Raw genomic sequence first — 19,256 nt, forward strand, 5'->3', positions numbered from 1 at the left:
CAATTAGTCCATTTGTTCCTGAATGGTCTTGTGTACCCATTCTATGGCTTCGCTCAATGTTTCGAAGATAGCAAAAGGTTTCTGATAGAACTTACTTTCGAAAGCAGCGCTTTCCCTAAAGGTAAGATTGTCGGATACCACAGCTATGGCTAATAAATTGCAAATCTTGGAAGTTTCAATATAGGTAAGGGGATCTACAGAGTAGGAGTGAATGCGGTTGGAAATATAGACAACGGGCTTGTCCTTGAAGTGGGTGTCTATGACCTCTTTCAATTTTACATTGTGCTCGGGGGTAATGGTAATGCCTTCCCGTATCTGATTGACTAAAAACTCATCGAAAATAAAGGCTTCACAATAGCCTAAATCGTAATAATGGAACATACTCATGACGTGGAGGAGGGTTGGTGGGTAATAAAAATAGCACCTATCCGAATAAAATCAAATAGGTGCTACGTATTTTGATGAGTGCGACTTACGATTCTGTCGCCTTCTTCTGTTTTTTTATCTGAATTTTCAGTTCTTCCGTTTTCTCATCCAAATCCATGGTGATGGTATCACCTTCTTTCAAATTTGAATTAATAATCTCTTCGGCCAACGCATCTTCAATGTATTTCTGAATGGCACGCTTTAAAGGTCGGGCACCATAATCCTTATCGAATCCTTTGTCGGCAATGTAGTCCTTGGCTTTTTCGGTAAGCTTTAAGTCATATCCAAGATCGGAAATACGCCCGAACAATTTGTTCAGTTCGATATCGATAATTTTGTGGATGTGCTCTCTTTCCAATACGTTGAAAACCATTACATCGTCTACACGATTTAGGAATTCAGGAGCAAATGCCTTTTTCAATGCATTTTCAATAATGCTTTTAGCATGGGAATCTGCTTGACTTGTTTTGGCAGCCGTTCCAAAACCTACCCCTTGACCAAAGTCCTTCAGCTTACGCGCTCCAATATTGGAAGTCATGATAATGATGGTGTTTCGGAAATCGATCTTTCTTCCCAAACTATCGGTAAGATATCCATCATCCAATACTTGCAATAACATGTTGAATACGTCGGGGTGCGCTTTTTCAATCTCATCCAGCAATACTACAGCGTATGGCTTGCGACGGATCTTTTCGGTAAGTTGTCCACCTTCTTCATACCCTACATAACCTGGAGGTGCACCGATAAGTCGGGATACGGCAAATTTCTCCATGTATTCACTCATGTCGATACGAACCAAGGCATTATCACTATCGAATAGCTCACGTGCCAACACTTTGGCTAATTGGGTTTTTCCAACTCCGGTCTGTCCTAGGAAAATGAATGAACCAATTGGCTTGTTTGGATCCTTAAGTCCCGCACGGTTTCGCTGAATGGCCTTTACCACTTTGGCAACGGCTTCATCTTGACCAATAACTTTACCTTTGATACGCTCTGGCAGTTCTGCCAATTTGTTGCTTTCCGTTTGGGCAATTCTATGAACAGGAACTCCTGTCATCATAGATATTACCTCGGCTACCTGGGGCTCATCTACCATCTCTTTATGTAACTTGGATTCTTTTTCCCAAGCTTCTTGAGCTGTCGCCAATTCTTTTTCCAAGTTCTTTTCATCATCGCGAAGCTTAGCAGCTTCTTCGTATTTCTGCTTTTTGACTACAGAATTCTTCAACTCACGTACTTCTTCCAATTTGGATTCTATCGTCAATATCTTTTCGGGTACATTAATGTTGGTAATGTGAACACGGGATCCCGCTTCGTCCAAAGCATCGATAGCCTTGTCCGGCAAGAAACGATCGGTCATATATCTGTTGGTCAATTTCACACAGGCTTCGATCGCATCATCGGTATAGACCACATTGTGATGACTTTCATATTTTTCCTTGATGTTCTGAAGGATCTCAATGGTTTCCTCCACGCTCGTAGGTTCTACCAATACTTTCTGGAAACGTCTTTCTAAGGCGCCATCCTTTTCAATGTACTGTCGGTATTCGTCTAGGGTAGTGGCTCCAATGCATTGAATTTCTCCCCTTGCCAGGGCAGGTTTAAACATATTGGAAGCATCCAAGGAACCGGTAGCACCTCCCGCACCTACGATGGTATGGATTTCATCTATGAAAAGAATAATGTCGTCATTCTTTTCTAATTCATTCATCACCGCTTTCATTCGCTCTTCGAACTGTCCGCGGTACTTAGTACCCGCTACTAGACTAGCCAAGTCGAGCGTTACCACGCGCTTATCATATAAAATACGCGATACTTTTCGTTGTACAATACGCAAGGCCAATCCTTCGGCAATGGCACTCTTACCCACACCAGGTTCCCCTATAAGTAATGGGTTGTTCTTTTTCCTTCGGCTTAGGATTTGCGATACACGCTGAATTTCATGTTCCCTTCCTACTACAGGATCTAATTTTCCCTCTTCGGCTTGGGCAGTAAGGTCCCGGCCAAAATTATCGAGTACCGGTGTTTTCGATTTCTTGCTGCCTTTGGTAGAACTTGTTCCCGAGAACAAATTGTCTTTATCCCCATCTCCCGCTGTGGCTTCGTCATCATCATTGGGGAAGGAATCGGATGCTGTAGGTTCTATATATTCTTCGTCGTTGGTTATCATAAGTTTAAATTGATCTTTTACCCCATCGTAATCCACCTTCATTTTATGAAGCAGTTTGGTGGTGGGGTCATTTTCATTTCGCAGTATGCACAAGAGTAAATGTGCGGTATTAATAGACGAGCTCTGGAAAAGTTTGGCTTCCAGGAAAGTAGTCTTCAATGCACGCTCCGCTTGTCTCGTAAGATGGAGGTTCTTTTTATCATTGGTGGTCGCACCAGCATTAGGGTTGGCGGGACTCAAAATTTCTACTTTTCTACGTAGGTGGTTTAAATCAATATCCAGGGCATTCAGGATACTCACGGCCTTGCCATTACCGTCGCGCAATAGACCCAACATGAGGTGCTCTGTGCCAATAAAATCATGACCCAGGCGCAACGCCTCTTCCTTACTGTAGGCTATTACATCTTTTACTCTTGGTGAAAAATTATCGTCCATATATCGTTCTCCTGTTTGTCTAAAATAAGTAAATAAAATTAGTTAAGGGCAAAAATTGTACCCAATATGTGAGGTAGTAGTAAAAGGAACAAATTTCTTACTAAAATGCAAATGCAAGCTACGATACTTATTAACGTTTTTGCATTAAATTTTTGTTAATAAAATCGTGAATATTACCCCTTAAAATCGCTGTGAATACCTGCAAAATAGTGTATCTTGCTTTCTTAGATTTTAATAACCAAATAATAGTTTTTATATATGGCTGAAGGCGAAAAATTAATCCCAATTAATATTGAAGATGAGATGAAATCGGCATACATCGACTATTCGATGTCGGTCATTGTGTCACGTGCACTGCCAGATGTGCGTGATGGAATGAAGCCTGTTCATAGAAGGGTGCTGTACGGAATGTACGAATTGGGGGTAAGAGCAAATAGCGCACATAAAAAATCTGCAAGGATCGTTGGGGAAGTATTAGGTAAGTACCACCCGCACGGGGATACCTCCGTGTACGATGCTATGGTTCGTATGGCCCAGGAGTGGAGTTTGCGTTATATGCTGGTCGATGGACAAGGAAACTTCGGATCTATAGATGGAGATAGTCCAGCAGCAATGCGATATACAGAGGCGCGTATGCGGAAGATTTCCGAAGATATGTTGGCCGATATTGATAAAGAAACCGTGGATCATCAACTTAACTTCGATGATACACTTCAGGAACCCACCGTACTGCCAACCAAAGTGCCAGGCCTTTTGGTGAATGGTGCTTCGGGGATTGCCGTAGGTATGGCCACTAATATGCCTCCGCACAACCTTTCAGAAGTAATTGACGGAACAGTGGCCTATATAAATGATAACGACATTGACATAGACGGGTTGATGCAATATGTTAAGGCGCCCGACTTCCCAACAGGAGGTGTTATCTATGGATATGAAGGTGTGAAGGATGCTTTTCATACTGGAAGGGGTCGTGTTGTGATGCGTGGAAAGGCCCATTTCGAGGAAGTAGCGGGACGCGAATGTATTATCGTAACCGAAGTGCCTTATCAGGTAAATAAGGCCAATATGATTAAGAAAACTGCCGATCTTGTTAATGACAAAAAGATCGAGGGTATTTCCAATATCAGGGATGAGTCGGATCGTAAAGGAATGCGAATTGTTTACATTCTGAAAAGGGATGCCATTCCTAACATCGTTCTTAACATGCTATATAAGTACACCGAACTGCAATCCAGTTTCAGTGTCAACAATATTGCCTTGGTGAATGGACGTCCTAGGTTACTGAACCTAAAGGAGCTTATCCATTATTTTGTAGAACACCGTCATGAGGTAGTGACACGTCGTACGGAGTTCTTATTGCGCAAAGCCGAAGAAAGAGCACATATTTTAGAAGGGCTCATCATTGCTTCCGATAATATTGACGAAGTGATCAAGCTTATTCGTGGTTCGGCCAATGCCGAAGAAGCGCGTGCCAAGCTGATTGAGACTTTCGAGTTGTCCGAAATCCAAGCGCGTGCCATCGTAGAAATGCGACTGCGACAGTTAACAGGTCTAGAGCAAGACAAGCTTCGTACCGAGTACGAAGAACTCATGAAAACCATCGAAGACTACAAGGATATCTTAGCCAAGAAGGAACGTAGGATGGATATCATTAAAGAAGAGCTACTCGAAATTCAAGAGAAATACGGAGACGAAAGACGTTCTGTGATCGAGTATGCCGGTGGTGATGTAAGTATTACCGACCTTATTCCAGATGAAAAAGTGGTGATTACCATTTCGCATGCAGGATACATTAAGCGTACATCACTTTCCGAATATAAGAAGCAGAATAGAGGAGGAGTTGGCCAGAAAGCTTCGGCCACAAGAAATGAGGATTTCTTGGAAGACCTGTTCGTGGGGACCAATCACCAGTACATGCTCTTCTTTACGCAAAAAGGAAAGTGTTTCTGGATGCGTGTATTCGAAATTCCAGAAGGTAGTCGTACTTCCAAAGGACGTGCCATTCAGAATTTGATCAACATAGAACAAGATGACAAAGTGAAAGCCTTTATCTGTACGCAAGATCTAAAGGATGAAGAGTACATTAACAACCACTATGTGATCATGGCAACCAAGAAAGGACAGGTGAAGAAAACTCCATTGGAGCAGTACTCACGTCCAAGATCCAATGGTATTAATGCCATTACCATCCGTGAAGGTGATGAGTTATTAGAAGCGAAGCTTACTACAGGGGATAGCCAAGTAATGTTGGCTGTAAAGTCTGGAAAGGCCATTCGTTTCGAAGAAGAGAAGACCCGTCCTATGGGTAGAAACGCTTCCGGGGTTCGGGGAATTACCTTGGGAGGTCCTGAAGATGAGGTAGTAGGAATGGTAGCTGTGAACGATACCGAGTCCAACATCTTGGTGGTTTCCGAAAATGGATACGGAAAACGTTCCAGCATCGAAGACTACCGAATCACCAATCGTGGAGGAAAAGGGGTGAAAACCATTAATGTTACGGAAAAAACAGGTACTTTAGTAGCCATAAAAAATGTGACCGATAGCGACGATCTTATGATCATCAACAAATCGGGAATTGCCATTAGAATGGCTGTGGCAGATCTAAGGGTGATGGGTAGAGCCACGCAAGGGGTTCGTCTAATCAAAGTACGCGATGATGATTCTATCGCTGCCGTAGCCAAAGTAATGCATGAAGAAGATGACATGGACTTAGAAGGGGAAGACCTAGAAAATGAGGGAACTCCAGAAAATGGCACAGCTATTGATAAAGACGAGACACAAACGGATAATAACGAATAAATTTAAATTCCCTACAATGAAAAACAGAATACTTATTGCCGGAATGATGTTGGCTTCCTTGGCCGTGATGGCGCAGAAGAAGGAAATTAAAAAGGCCGACAAAGCACTTAAAAATGGCAATATCGTTGAGGCTAAGAACTACATTAATCAAGCAGACGCTCTCTTAGCCAGTGCCGACGACAACCTCAAAACACAATTCTACCTTATTAAGGGGGAAATTTTTACCAAAGATGCCGGGGAAACTAATTTCGATAAGATGAAAGTAGCGGCCGATGCTTTGATGAAAGTTGAGCAGTTTAGTCCTAAAGGCGATGTTGTTACGCGATTAGACCAAGCGAAAAATGCACTCAGAATTAACTTGGTAAATAGTGCAATTAAAGACCAAGAGACGAAAACCTATGCCATGGCTGCCAATAAGCTATTGGAAGGGTACCGAGTGAGTCCAGTAGATACTTCTTATATGTATTATGCTGCGGGTAACTTGGTAAATGGTAAGGATTTCGATAATGCCCTGGCTCATTATAAAGAGTTATTGAAAATGGGATATACCGGTATCAAGACCGAATATCTCTCTAACAACCCGGAAGGGGTGCAAGTGACACACCCTAATAAGGAGGATATGGATCAAGCTGTATTGTTGTTGGGTCACACTGCTCCAGTAGAGCGAACCACAGAATCTGTAAGAGGGGATATTTTGCAAAAGGTAACTCTCATTTACATTAGCAAAGGAGAAACGGACAAGGCTCAGGCTCTTATGAAAGAAGCAAGAGAAGCCAATCCGAACGATGTTGCTTTAATGCGTTCTGAAGCTGATTTGGCTTATAAAATGGGAGACATGGAAAAGTACGATTCCATTATGAATGAAATCATTAAAACGGATCCTAACAACCACGAGTTGTATTACAACTTGGGAGTAGGAGCAGCTCAGAATGGACAGAAGGAAAAGGCACTTGGGTACTACAAGAAAGCGTTAGAGATTAAACCAGATTATGCCGTCGCTCAAATTAATATTGCTGCATTGATGCTTTCTGGAGAAGGTGCGATCGTTGAAGAAATGAATAATTTGGGAATGTCTGCTGCCGATGAAAGACGCTATGACGAGTTGAAGAATCAACGAACCAAGTTATACGAAGACGTATTGCCTTATTTGGAGTCGGCTGTTAGAGCTAAAGATGACAATGTGGAATTGGTAAGAACCCTTATGAATATCTACAGTCAATTAGGAAAAGATAGCGAGTACAAAGCGATGAAAGCCAAACTAGAATCTATGGGCGGATAATATATCCGACGATCATAAGAATATAAAACCGCTCCTTACGAGCGGTTTTTTTATGGATTAAATGATTATTATTCCTTCGTAATAACAATGCCCTTTCTATGGTTGTTGGTATGTACATCCAAAAGATAGGTACCAGGGGAATAATTGAAATCGAAGGAGTATTGTTTTGTATTTGGATCCGTGATCTGTTCACGTATAAATTTTGTAATGAAGCGCCCTGTTAGATCATACAGCTCTATAACCAAATTATCGCTGTGCGTAAATCTAATTTCCACGTTGAGTTTATCTTTAATAGGGGTAGGAGCCACCTTTACGTCCAAATCGGGTACAGGAACGGATTCAAACTCTTCGGTGCTCAAGAACCCTGTGAATTTATAAATAGATTCGCCGGAAGCATATCCTAGGTTTGGATTTAGCCAAAATATTCTATTTAAGTTATCTCCCAATCCAAGGCTGGACCAAGTTTCCCCACCATCATTGGTTTCATAGAATCCCGTGTTGTGTCCACCCATCCATCCGCGTTCTGGGGTTTGAAAACCTACGGCCTGCACAAAACCTTCGGGAGCACTAAATGTTTGCCAATTAAGTCCGGAATCCAAGGATTTCGCTAATCTACCTGATACGTTAGATTGTATGGAGCCAAACATCACTGTGTTGTTCTCGAGTAGTTGTAGCTTCCAAACATAGTCGCCTTCGTTTCCAGAATTGAAAATTGGCGTCCATGAATTACCCCCATCGGTAGTTTTCAATATCACACCGCCAGATGAAGCATTTCCCGAAACAAAGCCTGTTTGCTCGTCTATGAATAGTACTTCGACCAAGGCCTCTGCATAGGCAGACATGTCTATGAATTCCCATGTCTCTCCGCTATCGGTAGATTTTATAACATAAGCAGGATCAAACCAAGCACCGCATCCGTAGACCGTACTTTCCCCAACCGTATCCAGTCCGCAAATGGCAGGTGGATTAGGGGTAATGCTCACTTCGGTCCAAGTATCGCCACCATCCGTAGTTTTATAAAAAGTGTTACTTAGTGTGCCTAAAAAGCCAATATTTTCATTCAGGAATTCAATGTTTCTAAAGTAGCCTCCCGGATCGAACTGCAGCGTCCAAGTCTCGCCACCATCCGTTGTTTTGTACACTTGAGAAGAAGGGCCATTGGCCGCCCATCCTAGATTTTCATTCAGAAAAAATACATCGTCAAATCTTCCCAGTCCGGAAGGGGCATTGGATAGTTGTAACCAAAATCCCTGTGCCATGGAGCAGGTAATAGACAGCAACGTAGCCAGTAAAATGAGTAATGGTTTTTTCATAGTAGTTGTTTTTTTGAGTAATGCCAATCTCAATATAGGCAAAAGGAAATTGTCAGGAAGGCATTGCCTCTCTGCTTTCATGAAATACGATAAATGAGTAAGGAATAAAAGGACTATAGAATCCTTTTAATCACCCGCAGTTTATGGGTGTGACGGCGTTCTTCGTGATTGAAGATTCCCGTGTGGTCAATACGATCTATACGAACGCGACCATGTGCATGAATAATGTAGTTGTCTTCCATGATAATGCCCACATGCACGATAGCACCTTCGGCATTATCGAAAAATACCAAATCCCCGGGTTCGCTTTCTTCAATAAAACTAAGGGCTTCCCCTTGAGTAGCTTGTTGGCTCGCATCTCGAAGGAGGGAATGTCCATTCAGTCGATATACCATTTGGGTAAATCCGCTACAGTCAATTCCGAAAGGAGTTCTTCCACCCCATAAATAAGGACTGTTCAAGTAGAGCAGGGCGGTATCGACTAGGTTTTCCTTCGCGGTCTTTCCGGAAAATGATTTGCCCTCGAAGGTATGCTTAAGTACTTCGATTCCATGCAAACTGCTTCCCATGGGAATGGAAAGCAGTTCTTTTTTTTCAGTGGTTACGAAATCCACCAAATCTGCCGAAAGGGTAGGGGTTTTCGTATCTAGTGCTTTATATTCTTCTTCAGAAATGAACTGAAACTGTTTGTTGTCTATCCAACCTTCATACTTGTCATGCTGCAATCGGATACGGCTCCATTTTTTTCGGCTTTCCAAAACCTTGAGTACTTCCCCATACAGCACCTGATTGACCATTTCACTTCGGTCATTGGGTTCGTCGCGCAAGGGGACAATACTAATTGGACAAATACCGTATTTCATGCAGAAGAAACTAAGGGCGGAAAGAGATTAGTTTCTTTCTATAACCATGGCAGAAGCTCCACCACCTCCATTACAGATAGCAGCGGCTCCAATCTTGGCATCGTTTTGTTGTAGAACACTAAGTAGAGTAATAAGGATACGAACGCCACTACATCCTAGAGGATGTCCTAGAGATACGGCTCCTCCGTTTACGTTTACATTGCTGTCGTTGAGTCCTAAGATTTTCATATTGGCCAAACCTACCACGGAGAAAGCTTCGTTGAATTCGAAAAAGTCAACATCATCCATGGCAATTCCTGCTTTTGCAAGGGCTTTGGGCAATGCTTTGGCAGGAGCTGTGGTAAACCATTTTGGTTCGTGGGCGGCATCGGCATAGGAAGTGATACTGGCCAATGGGGTTAATCCTAATTCGGTTGCTTTTTCTTCGCTCATAAGAATCATCGCACCAGCACCATCATTAATCGTGGAAGCATTGGCCGCAGTTACAGTACCTTCTTTGGTAAAGGCAGGACGCAACGCTGGAATTTTTTCCATCTTTACATTCTTGTATTCTTCATCTTCACTCACCACCACAGGTTCACCTCTTCTTTGGGGAACGCTTACTGGGACAACCTCATTTGCAAACTTTCCTTCGCTCCATGCTTTGGCCGATCTTTCGTAGGATTGAATCGCAAAGGCATCCTGATCTTCACGGGAGAATTCGTATTCAACAGCACAAGCATCGGCACATACTCCCATGGCATTTTTGTCATAGGCATCTACCAATCCATCCTTCTGCATTCCATCTTCTAGAGTGCCCGGACCAAATTTCTTGCCGTTACGCATGTGTACATAGTGAGGAATATTACTCATGCTTTCCATTCCACCGGCAACAATCACATCAGCATCACCTAAGGCGATGGTCTGTGCAGCATGCATTACCGCTTTCATTCCAGAGGCACATACTTTATTTACAGTGGTACAAGGAACGGTATCGGGGATTCCAGCACCCAATGCAGCTTGTCTTGCGGGCGCCTGTCCTACACCAGCCTGCACCACATTTCCCATAAATACCTCTTCTACAAGGTTGGGATCCAAATCGATTTTATCTAAGGCGCCTTTAATTGCTGTGGTACCCAATTGGGCTGCAGTTAAGGAAGAAAGGCTTCCCATAAAACTACCGATTGGGGTTCTCGCAGCGGCTACAATTACAACTTTTTTGCTCATGGAATTATCTGTTTTAAACGGTACGCGAAATTACGGATTTTAATTCAAATTATGCATCTTTGGTCGAAGGTACTTGGGATAAATGACGCGATATTTATACCTTTACTACAGCAAGAATTTTTATGGCGACATTTTTCTCGTTTTTTACAAAAAACCAATCCCTTATCTATAAGGTCTTTTTGTACCTCATTTCCACGGTCTTGGTCATCTATTTGCTGCCCAAAGGAGGGAAGTTTAAATACGATTTTCAGAAAGGGAAACCTTGGCAGGACGAAAACCTGTATGCGCCTTTCAATTTCACTATAAAGAAGGATAAGGCAACTCTTGAGCAACAAGAGGAGGATATCCGTGCCAGTGCCATTCCTTATTTCGATCACAATAGTTCCATTTCTGATGAGGCCGCTCAGAATTTTGTGGCCTTATTCGAATCCAATTTTGTAGACAGCCTTTACAGAACCCCTAAGCGGGTTGCACAAAACCTCGGGGTGAGCATTCTCAATTCCTGCTATACCGTTGGGGTGATAGATGAAGTCAATGCTTTTAATTCGGATAAACTTATTTATTTGAAAAGTGGTAATGAAGTAAGGGAGATTCTCTATTCTCAATTATTTCAGAAGGAGAAACTTTCGCAAACCATTAGCACCCGTGTTCAATTAATCAATGCCAAGGATATTGAAGGACTGTTGCAGCAGCTTCTAACCAGGAGTTTGGTACCCAATGTTTCCTACAATGCACGACTTACCAATACTTCTATAGAATCAGACATCAATAATATCAACCCTAATCGAGGTATTATTGAGAAAGGGGAACGGATTATTGCCAAGGGAGAAATGGTTGAAGGTGATAAGTTTCAGATCCTTAATTCCCTTCAGGCGCGCTACGAGAGCGATGTGTGGAGCCAAAAGAACTACTATTGGGTGGTATTGGGGTATTCTATATTGGTGTCCCTCGTATTTATCATGCTGTTCTTATTCCTGAATAAATACCGCAGGGCGATTTTTAGGGACAATACGAAGGTGAGCTTTATATTCTTCAATGTAATCTTTATGGTATTTGCGACCACTATGGTTGTGAAGTACGATGCTACCTATATCTATGTGATTCCGTTGTGTATTCTTCCTATTGTATTGAAAAGCTTTTTCGATGCTCGATTAGGGCTCTTTGTACACGTGCTTACGCTGCTACTATTAGGGTTTATAGTTCCCCATAGTTTTGAGTTTTTGTTCCTTCAAATCATTGCCGGAATTGTAACCATTCTTACAGTGTCTGAACTTTCCAAACGAGCCAACCTATTTATTTCGGTAGGGCAGATCACACTTATTTATATCATTGGGTATTTTGCTTTTTTCATCATTCAAGAAGGAAATATTGAAACGATTGAATGGAAGAACTTTGCCTATTTCATTCTCTGTGGACTCATTACTTTGTTTGCCTTCCCGTTGATCTATATCTATGAAAAGGTATTTGGCTTGGTTTCTGAAGTATCCTTGTTGGAATTGAGCAATACCAATTCAAAATTATTGAAAGAACTCTCTAACAAAGCTCCTGGAACTTTTCACCATTCCTTAAATGTTGCGAATCTATCTGAAGCTGCAGCAAATGAGATCGGTGCCGATGCCATGTTGGTTCGAGTAGGGGCCTTGTATCATGATGTGGGAAAATTGGTGAATGCTTCGCATTTTACGGAAAATCAATTGAATTCGGTCAACGTGTTGAATGAATTGGCACCACGAGAAAGTGCCAAGATCATTATAGATCATGTCATTCGAGGCATTGAGATTGCCCGGAAATACAAATTACCGGATCGAGTGATCGACTTTATTAGGACACACCACGGTACCAGTTTGGTATACTATTTCTATAAAAAAGAGGAGGAGTTGAATGGGGAAGCGATGGAGTCAGATTTTAGATATCCGGGACCCAAGCCTTTTTCGAAAGAAACCGCCATACTTATGATGGCAGATAGTGTAGAGGCCGCTAGTAAGAGTTTAAAAGAGCCTACCTCGACCAAGATTGATGCTTTTGTAGAGAACATCATTAACAAACAGATGGAGCAAGGGCAATTTATCAATGCAAATATTACCTTTAAGGAAATAGAGACCATTAAAAAAGTACTCAAAAAGAAACTGTACAATATTTATCATCTAAGGGTAGAATACCCAGAATAAAAAAAGACTATGGAATACAATAACAAAAGAGGAGGGGAAGAACCCATTCCTTGCGATCTAAAGGAAGGAAGAAAATATTCATGGTGCACCTGTGGGCATAGTGAGAATCAGCCGTTTTGCGATGGAGGACACAATGACAACAATGGATCACCCAATTTGCGTTTTGAGGCAGCCGAAACGGGCACGGCCTATTTATGTACCTGTAAAGAGACCAAGAATCCTCCCTATTGCGATGGCTCGCATAACGCGTAACTATTAAAAGATATACAGAAAAGTCCGGTCCTGATGTGATCGGACTTTTTTATTTAGATAACTATTTCCATTAAGAGAAAACAGAACAATACAATGCTATTAACTTTCTTGTTTTGGCCATTTCCAAGCCTGCCAGATGATGATGGCAAATACGATGAGTTCGGCCACTTGATTTATCGCATAGAACGTATGCCACTTAGATCCTAGTGTGTCGATTAGCAAAAGAATAGAAATGACAGAGAGTAGGCCAGCTACAACAATGTTGAGCCATTTGCAAATCCTTGGTTTTAATACTATGGGCAAGAAAATCATAAAAGAAGGGATCATAAGGGTCGTAGCGAAGACAACCAATAGACCGGGAGTTATCGGACCTATAGGCGACTGTTGGTTTTTGAATGCTTCAATAGCGCCCGGTGTCATTAAATCGAAATAATCGGTGTAAATGTATAAAAACATAAGTGTTGTCCAAAGCAGCGCTAGTTTAAGTTTAACGTTGATTTTATGATCAATAAGTGAGCTGGAATTCGATGCATTTTGTTTCATGACAGGTTGTTAGAAGTGACTATACAATTAAATAGACGCTCTCTAAAAATAAATAGTTGCTTGAGGTAGCGTAGCATTTTACCAAGTCATTCGTCATCTACAAAAAGAGGCCAATCATGTCAGAAATATCGAAAGTTAGGATCTATCTTTTACGCGGAATGTATTTGCTTATATCGGCAGGTCTTCTCTTGACCATTTGGCCCGAAATCATTTTTCCTGACCAAAGAATAGCCAATGAAGATTCGGTGATTCAAGCACTACTTGGAGGACTAGCGCTATTAGCAGCCCTTGGGATCTGGTATCCCTTACAAATGCTACCCGTTTTGCTCTTCGAACTTGTTTGGAAGTTGATTTGGGTACTTGGATTCGCATTGCCTGTTTTGTTGAATACAGGTTTGGATACCTACGCTATGGAAACACTTTTCGCTTGTGCCATAGGAATCATACTGGTTCCCGTGACAATTCCTTGGCGTTATCTTTATACAAGTTACTTTAAGACCCACACTATATCTGCTGGACGATGAAAAAAGGAGTATCTCTTTCTCGATATGCCAGGATAGGAGGTTTTCTGTACCTCCTTATCATTGTTTTGGGTACCATTGGACAGATAGCTATTAGAGGTTCAATAATTACAATGGATGCGGAGTCTACCTATCAGAATTTGATGACATCCGAAAGTCTTTGGCGATTAGGGATTATTGGGGACGTAATGATGCATGCATTGGACATTCCATTGATGGTTATTTTGTTCATGCTATTTCGAATCGTGAATAAATACATCGCATTGTTGGGCATGTTGTTTAATGTGATACAAACAGCGGTATTGGTCGCCAACAAGATGTTGCTTATAATACCGACGATTTTAATCAATAACCCAGAGTATACGGAATCGTTCAGTGCTAGTCAGATACAAGCCTTAGTATATCTCTTAGTGGATATGCACGATTACGGTTTTGGCTTGGGGCTCATATTTTTTGGTTTTGCTTGTCTAACATATGGCTATTTGGTTTATAAATCGGACCACTTTCCACGTATTTTAGGAGTTTTGGTAGTCCTTGCGGGGCTATGTTACCTCATTAATAGCTTTGTGCTTATTCTTGCACCAGAATATTCGGGAGATGTGTTTTATGTGCTTTTGTTTTCCTTCATTGGAGAGCTGTCTTTTGCACTTTGGTTGCTCATTAAGGGCATAAGAATAGTGAAGTAGGAGGTAGATATATGAAATTAAAAAAGCCCGATTACTTTAATGATCGGGCTTTTGTTTTTTTAGATGGTTATGCTTTATTCTTCCGTTTCGCCTTCTTTTCCTTCGTTTTCGCCTTCTTCTGTTTCAATAGGCTCTTCCTCTATAGGAAAATAGTCTTTGGTATTCCCTTCAATGGTTTTCTTGAGATTCGCAAGATTGGTCTCTTCCTGTCCTTTTACGGAACCGGCCATCAACGCCATAAGCGATTTTGAAATGATTCCATTTCCTACGGCAGTGGTGGTGGAGCTGATTTTTGTTTTTCCGTCATCCGTAGCCGACATAGACAATTTGTAGTCCATATCCATAAAGTCGGAGGTAAATTTCATAGCAACGGATTCGTCCGGTACAATTTCAGTGATGGTTTCCCGAATGACCATTTCCTCTCCGTTTTGAATAAAATGAATATCCGATACGGCACCTACAGTACCAGGAGTTCCGCTTACGGCTTCAGTCTTTTGGTATCCTTCCAACCAATCTGCCAACTTTTCCTCATCTTGGCTAACCGCCCAAGATTCGGCTAGAGGTTTTTCGACGGTAATTTCACAATCGTACGATACTTTGGGTTTGATGATCCCAGCGAGGAAAAACCCAATAGCCAAGATGACTATAATTCCGAGGATGTACTTTAAAATTTTCATAAGTTTGGTATTTGTGATTGTTAGTTTACAACTGCAACAGAGTCCTATTCATCCATGACCTTTCCTAATGTGCTTTGCAACTCTTTTATATTGCAAATCAACTCTTTTGGGCCTTAATTTAAGATTTTAATTTATAATCTCAGTATAAGGTAGGTGTGCCTTATGCTTTAGGACTACCAATACCTAAGGGCTTTGCCGTTTTCTAAGTATTCCTTTAAGGATTCGTGAAGTAAGAATTTCCAACCACCAGTAAAGCTCTCTTTGCTGAAATCTGGGAGTACAAATGTTTCAAGTCCTTCATGGGTAAGTTTCAACTTGGTTTTTTCTCCAGAAGAGGACAATTCGAAAGTAACATAGGAAAGCCCTTCGTATCCCTCGTATTGCCAGGTGTACTTCAATTTTTCATGCGGAATCACCTCTACGACTTCACATAGGTGCATATAGCGCTTGTCTTTCTCGCCACCTTCGAAATGAAACTTGAAACCGACTTCCGGCTTAAAATCAGATACATCGAAATACCATTTTGTCATTAACTCTTTTTCGGTAAGAGCTCGCCAAACGAGTTCTAGAGGTGCATTGTATTCATGTTCAATAATCAGTAGTTTATCTTCCATTTTATCTTTGGTTTTATGATTCTTTATCACTTGGTTTTCAATTCATCTAACAAATCGCCTAGTTGATTAAGCTTCCCGGTCCACATTTTACGGAAAGGTTCTAACCAATCTGCTACCTCCGCTAACTTTTTGGCTTCAAGATTGCAATAGCGTTCCCGGCCTTCCTTTTTTATGCTGATCACTCCACATTCCTGCAGGTATTTAATATGCAGGGATACGGCTTGCCGGGACATATCGAACTTATCGGCCAGTGCGTTCACGTTTTGTGATTTTTGGGTAAGGGATAGTAGAATACTTCTCCTTGTAGGATCTGCTATGGCATTGAAAACATCTCTTTTCATGGTCTAGTTTTGATATGCAAGTATTTACTTGCAAATATATGTGCAAGTTTTTACTTGCGCAAATCATTGTCAGTTTTTATTTGTTTTGGAACTCAACCATGCTTTTGGATGCAGGGTAGTGGGCAAAGAATTTTGTTTGACAATGTGATTTCGAAAGAGTTAGATTTTTTTTACTTTTTATCAATAAAAAACTCTAATAATATTTTGTGTTATTTCTAATATAGACTTACATTTGCATCCGCATTAAAAAAGGATCGATCACATAGATTCTATCGGAGAGGTGGCAGAGTGGTAATGCAGCAGATTGCTAATCTGTGAACGCGCAAGTGTTCCCCGAGTTCGAGTCTCGGTCTCTCCGCAAAATGCACGGGGTGTAGCGTAGCCCGGTTATCGCGCCTGCTTTGGGAGCAGGAGGTCGCAGGTTCGAATCCTGCCACCCCGACCAAGAAAGTCCAATCACTAAAGTGGTTGGACTTTTTCTTTTGCCGAAGCTTGAAGCGTAGCTTCAGAAGCGAAGGCAAAATGAAAAAGGACACACAGGGTACCTGTGTTGGACTTTCTTGAGCACCGTTCCCCTTTCAGGATCAACGCAGTTAATCCGATATTCCCAAAGCTTGAAGCGAAGGCAAAATGAAAAAGGACACACAGGGTACCTGTGTTGGACTTTCTTGAGCACCGTTCCCCTTTCAGGATCAACGCAGTTAATCCGATATTCCCAAAGCTTGAAGCGAAGGCAAAATGAAAAAGGACACACAGGGTACCTGTGTTGGACTTTCTTGAGCACCGTTCCCTTTTCAGGATCAACGGATTTAGTTCTCTTTTTGCTTTATCCCAGCAAACAAAAACCAAATAATAAAAAGCAATTCCCCAAAGGTTAACAATTCAGAGTAGAAAAGAAAGTCACCTGTGCTAGCGAAAAGAAGATCTCCGAAAGAAGCCAACAAATAACCAAGCCCTCCAATATACAGGAAATACATAACTACCTTGGGAAAAAGACCGGATGTATAAGCAAGCTTTCCTAGAGGGAATAACCATAACCCCCAGAAAATCATAGAGATGGACATTCCATTGTTATAGGTGTTAAGGCTGTGCTTAATAAGGTGTTCTTGTCCCGACAGGGATAGGATTCCTATTTGGTTCACTTCGTTATACATGGAAATAGGAACACTCACCAGTGCAAAAACCACCATTAAGGTAGCTAGGCCTTTGTCGGTTTTATCGAACAACTTGTATAAAAGGAGAGGGATGACAATAAATAGAAGCTGTACAATTAACCTACCCACAATGCCAATTCTAAAAAGCCATTCGTTGGAAAAAATGTTAGCAGCTGTTTTTTCAGTATTTCCACTTTCAATAATAACAGACGGGATATACATAATACTGAACATTCCAATAAGAACCCATAAAAGGTATAGTATTCGAAGTCTGTTGGCAATCTGGTTTTGGTTGTAGTCCTTCATGGTTTAGAGTTTACTTTAAGACTGAATTCGGCAAATTTTGTTACTTGAGCATTGACATTTGTAAAATGAATAGGATCTCCCTTTGTCAGTGGTCACGTTCAACTCATACCTTATTAACTCGTACTTTCCTAGCCAAGAACCATCCCACCAATGAGATAATTAACAGCAGGAATGCCGAAAGGAAGTAGATGTTCTTCGATAGCTTGGCCAATAGGAATCCTCCAAACACCAAACCGATAATACTGGCAAAACTTCCCACACTATTGGCTATACCCTGCAATGCCCCTTGATTGTTTGCAGAACCTACTTTCGATAGAATGGATAGATAAGAAGGCCACATAATACCGTTACCCACTCCATATAAAACGGCCCCGGTATACAACCATAGGGAATGGGTACTTGTTAGGCATGAAAATGAGAATACCATCACAAAAGCTCCAACGGTAAACAGTATTTCTTCCGAATACTTGTCCGAAAGCCACGAAAGGACAGGTCCTTGGAATAGAATCATGACAGAACTCAAAATGGTAAAAAACAATCCTACTTTCTCGGCCGACCATGCTAGTGAAGTAGAAGAGTACATCGAAAAAGTGGCGTAGAAAAAGTTGAATGCCAAGAAAATAAGAAAGAAAAGGGTAATCATAATAGGAGCTTTTCCTTGGGTTATAATCGTTTTCCAATTGCTGCTTTCTTTTTCTTTCATCTTATGGCATTCCTTGTATTCTGCCCCAAATACCTTTTTTAGTTTGGCCTTAGGACAATGGTATACCGCTTCTTTCAGTTTTACCTCGGGAAGAAAGAAATAGATGGCCAATAATCCCACCAATGAAATGAATGCGGCCACTATGATCGTTAAGAGATTGCTGTTTGGGAAGGCTGCCAGTAATCCTGCGATGGCAGGTCCAAGCATAAACCCAAGACTCATGGAAGCAGACATTTTGCCAAAATTTTTCTTTCGGTCTTCTTCCGAAGAAACATCCGAGAGATACGCATTGGCAACAGATATATTTCCTCCTGTGAGCCCATCCAAGGATCTTGCCAATAGAATTACGATCAATGGGATGGTAAACCCTAAAACTCCAAAGCCTTCCATTTCTATTTTAAAAAGCTCGTCTAGTGGGACAAAAAAGGCGAGCAAAAAGATGAGCCAACTTAATAAGGTTCCTGCTTGGCTAATGAGCAGTACTCTTTTTCGTCCAATTTTGTCCGACCATTTCCCCAGAACTGGGGCTCCAATCATCTGAAACATGGGATAGGTAGAGGCAATTATTCCATAGAATACAGCATTGCCACCAAAATCGATAATAAGAAAGGCTAAGAAAGGAAGAATAATACCATAACCCAGGGTACCAATAAAATTGACGAGTAGGATAGGGAAGATGTTACTTTTCAAAAAAGCGGATAGCTTCGCCATTTTACAAGGATACTTTCATATTAGCTTCTATGAAGATATAACTAATTAATCTATTGTAAGTTAATTTATGACTTTCAGAACAAAGCGAA

17 protein-coding genes and 2 tRNA genes are annotated in these 19,256 nt (G+C 41.4%); 8 read left to right on the plus strand and 11 right to left on the minus strand.

What is annotated here, in order from left to right; genetic code table 11:
• Positions 1-3: 3 nt before the first annotated feature.
• Positions 4-387 carry a hypothetical protein gene (locus tag POV27_RS08700; protein WP_272862363.1) on the minus strand — a complete coding sequence of 128 codons (384 nt, stop codon included), beginning with the start codon at positions 385-387 and terminating at the stop codon, positions 4-6.
• A gap of 85 nt (positions 388-472) precedes the next feature.
• A complete protein-coding gene (locus POV27_RS08705) occupies positions 473-3,031 on the minus strand; it encodes an ATP-dependent Clp protease ATP-binding subunit (protein ID WP_272862364.1) in 2,559 nt (852 codons plus the stop codon).
• A 258-nt stretch (positions 3,032-3,289) separates the two neighbouring features.
• Here POV27_RS08705 and gyrA point away from each other — a divergent pair, with 258 nt between their 5' ends.
• A complete protein-coding gene (gene gyrA, locus POV27_RS08710; protein ID WP_272862365.1) occupies positions 3,290-5,830 on the plus strand; it encodes a DNA gyrase subunit A in 2,541 nt (846 codons plus the stop codon).
• A gap of 16 nt (positions 5,831-5,846) precedes the next feature.
• The gene (locus POV27_RS08715) at positions 5,847-7,109 is read left to right on the plus strand and encodes a tetratricopeptide repeat protein (RefSeq protein ID WP_272862366.1); all 1,263 of its coding nucleotides are present in this window, start codon (positions 5,847-5,849) and stop codon (positions 7,107-7,109) included.
• A 68-nt stretch (positions 7,110-7,177) separates the two neighbouring features.
• Here POV27_RS08715 and POV27_RS08720 read toward each other — a convergent pair whose 3' ends face one another.
• From POV27_RS08720 to POV27_RS08730, 3 genes are all read right to left on the minus strand, one after another.
• The gene (locus POV27_RS08720) at positions 7,178-8,422 is read right to left on the minus strand and encodes a T9SS type A sorting domain-containing protein (RefSeq protein WP_272862367.1); all 1,245 of its coding nucleotides are present in this window, start codon (positions 8,420-8,422) and stop codon (positions 7,178-7,180) included.
• A gap of 113 nt (positions 8,423-8,535) precedes the next feature.
• On the minus strand, positions 8,536-9,285 hold the full coding sequence (locus POV27_RS08725; RefSeq protein ID WP_272862368.1) for a C40 family peptidase: 750 nt from the start codon (positions 9,283-9,285) through the stop codon (positions 8,536-8,538).
• 27 nt (positions 9,286-9,312) lie between these two features.
• The gene (locus POV27_RS08730; protein ID WP_272862369.1) at positions 9,313-10,491 is read right to left on the minus strand and encodes an acetyl-CoA C-acyltransferase; all 1,179 of its coding nucleotides are present in this window, start codon (positions 10,489-10,491) and stop codon (positions 9,313-9,315) included.
• A gap of 122 nt (positions 10,492-10,613) precedes the next feature.
• On the opposite strand from POV27_RS08730, the gene POV27_RS08735 reads away from it, so the two are divergent.
• Together POV27_RS08735 and POV27_RS08740 are read left to right on the plus strand one after the other, a co-directional pair.
• On the plus strand, positions 10,614-12,659 hold the full coding sequence (locus POV27_RS08735; protein ID WP_272862370.1) for an HD family phosphohydrolase: 2,046 nt from the start codon (positions 10,614-10,616) through the stop codon (positions 12,657-12,659).
• 9 nt (positions 12,660-12,668) lie between these two features.
• Complete coding sequence (locus POV27_RS08740) at positions 12,669-12,911, plus strand: CDGSH iron-sulfur domain-containing protein (protein WP_272862371.1); 243 nt, start codon at positions 12,669-12,671, stop codon at positions 12,909-12,911.
• Positions 12,912-13,010: 99 nt separating this feature from the next.
• Here POV27_RS08740 and POV27_RS08745 read toward each other — a convergent pair whose 3' ends face one another.
• Positions 13,011-13,454, minus strand: coding sequence for a DUF6326 family protein (locus POV27_RS08745; protein WP_272862372.1), 444 nt, complete (start codon positions 13,452-13,454; stop codon positions 13,011-13,013).
• Positions 13,455-13,570: 116 nt separating this feature from the next.
• Between POV27_RS08745 and POV27_RS08750 the strand changes: the two genes are divergently transcribed.
• Both POV27_RS08750 and POV27_RS08755 read left to right on the plus strand, forming a co-directional pair.
• Positions 13,571-13,978: a hypothetical protein gene (locus tag POV27_RS08750; protein WP_272862373.1), complete on the plus strand. Its 408-nt coding sequence runs from the start codon at positions 13,571-13,573 to the stop codon at positions 13,976-13,978.
• Positions 13,975-14,661: a DUF4386 domain-containing protein gene (locus POV27_RS08755; RefSeq protein WP_272862374.1), complete on the plus strand. Its 687-nt coding sequence runs from the start codon at positions 13,975-13,977 to the stop codon at positions 14,659-14,661. The genes POV27_RS08750 and POV27_RS08755 overlap by 4 nt, the downstream gene beginning before the upstream one ends.
• 74 nt (positions 14,662-14,735) lie before the next feature.
• Here the strand turns inward: POV27_RS08755 and POV27_RS08760 are convergent, their stop codons facing one another.
• The 3 genes from POV27_RS08760 to POV27_RS08770 form a co-directional block, all read right to left on the minus strand.
• Complete coding sequence (locus POV27_RS08760; RefSeq protein ID WP_272862375.1) at positions 14,736-15,338, minus strand: SRPBCC family protein; 603 nt, start codon at positions 15,336-15,338, stop codon at positions 14,736-14,738.
• Positions 15,339-15,511: 173 nt separating this feature from the next.
• Positions 15,512-15,952 carry an SRPBCC family protein gene (locus POV27_RS08765; RefSeq protein ID WP_272862376.1) on the minus strand — a complete coding sequence of 147 codons (441 nt, stop codon included), beginning with the start codon at positions 15,950-15,952 and terminating at the stop codon, positions 15,512-15,514.
• Between the two features lie 26 nt (positions 15,953-15,978).
• Entirely contained in the window at positions 15,979-16,293 is a 315-nt protein-coding gene (locus POV27_RS08770) for an ArsR/SmtB family transcription factor (protein WP_272862377.1), read from the minus strand.
• A 274-nt stretch (positions 16,294-16,567) separates the two neighbouring features.
• On the opposite strand from POV27_RS08770, the gene POV27_RS08775 reads away from it, so the two are divergent.
• Together POV27_RS08775 and POV27_RS08780 are read left to right on the plus strand one after the other, a co-directional pair.
• Positions 16,568-16,651: transfer RNA gene (locus tag POV27_RS08775), tRNA-Ser, on the plus strand.
• 9 nt (positions 16,652-16,660) lie between these two features.
• Positions 16,661-16,738 (plus strand) — tRNA-Pro (locus tag POV27_RS08780).
• A gap of 364 nt (positions 16,739-17,102) precedes the next feature.
• Here the strand turns inward: POV27_RS08780 and POV27_RS08785 are convergent.
• Both POV27_RS08785 and POV27_RS08790 read right to left on the minus strand, forming a co-directional pair.
• Entirely contained in the window at positions 17,103-17,753 is a 651-nt protein-coding gene (locus POV27_RS08785; RefSeq protein WP_272862378.1) for a DUF4386 domain-containing protein, read from the minus strand.
• Positions 17,754-17,856: 103 nt separating this feature from the next.
• The gene (locus POV27_RS08790; RefSeq protein ID WP_272862379.1) at positions 17,857-19,167 is read right to left on the minus strand and encodes an MFS transporter; all 1,311 of its coding nucleotides are present in this window, start codon (positions 19,165-19,167) and stop codon (positions 17,857-17,859) included.
• Positions 19,168-19,256: the final 89 nt, after the last annotated feature.

Origin of the sequence: Aureisphaera galaxeae, assembly GCF_028561275.1 — a bacterium.
Classification (GTDB): domain Bacteria; phylum Bacteroidota; class Bacteroidia; order Flavobacteriales; family Flavobacteriaceae; genus Aureisphaera; species Aureisphaera galaxeae.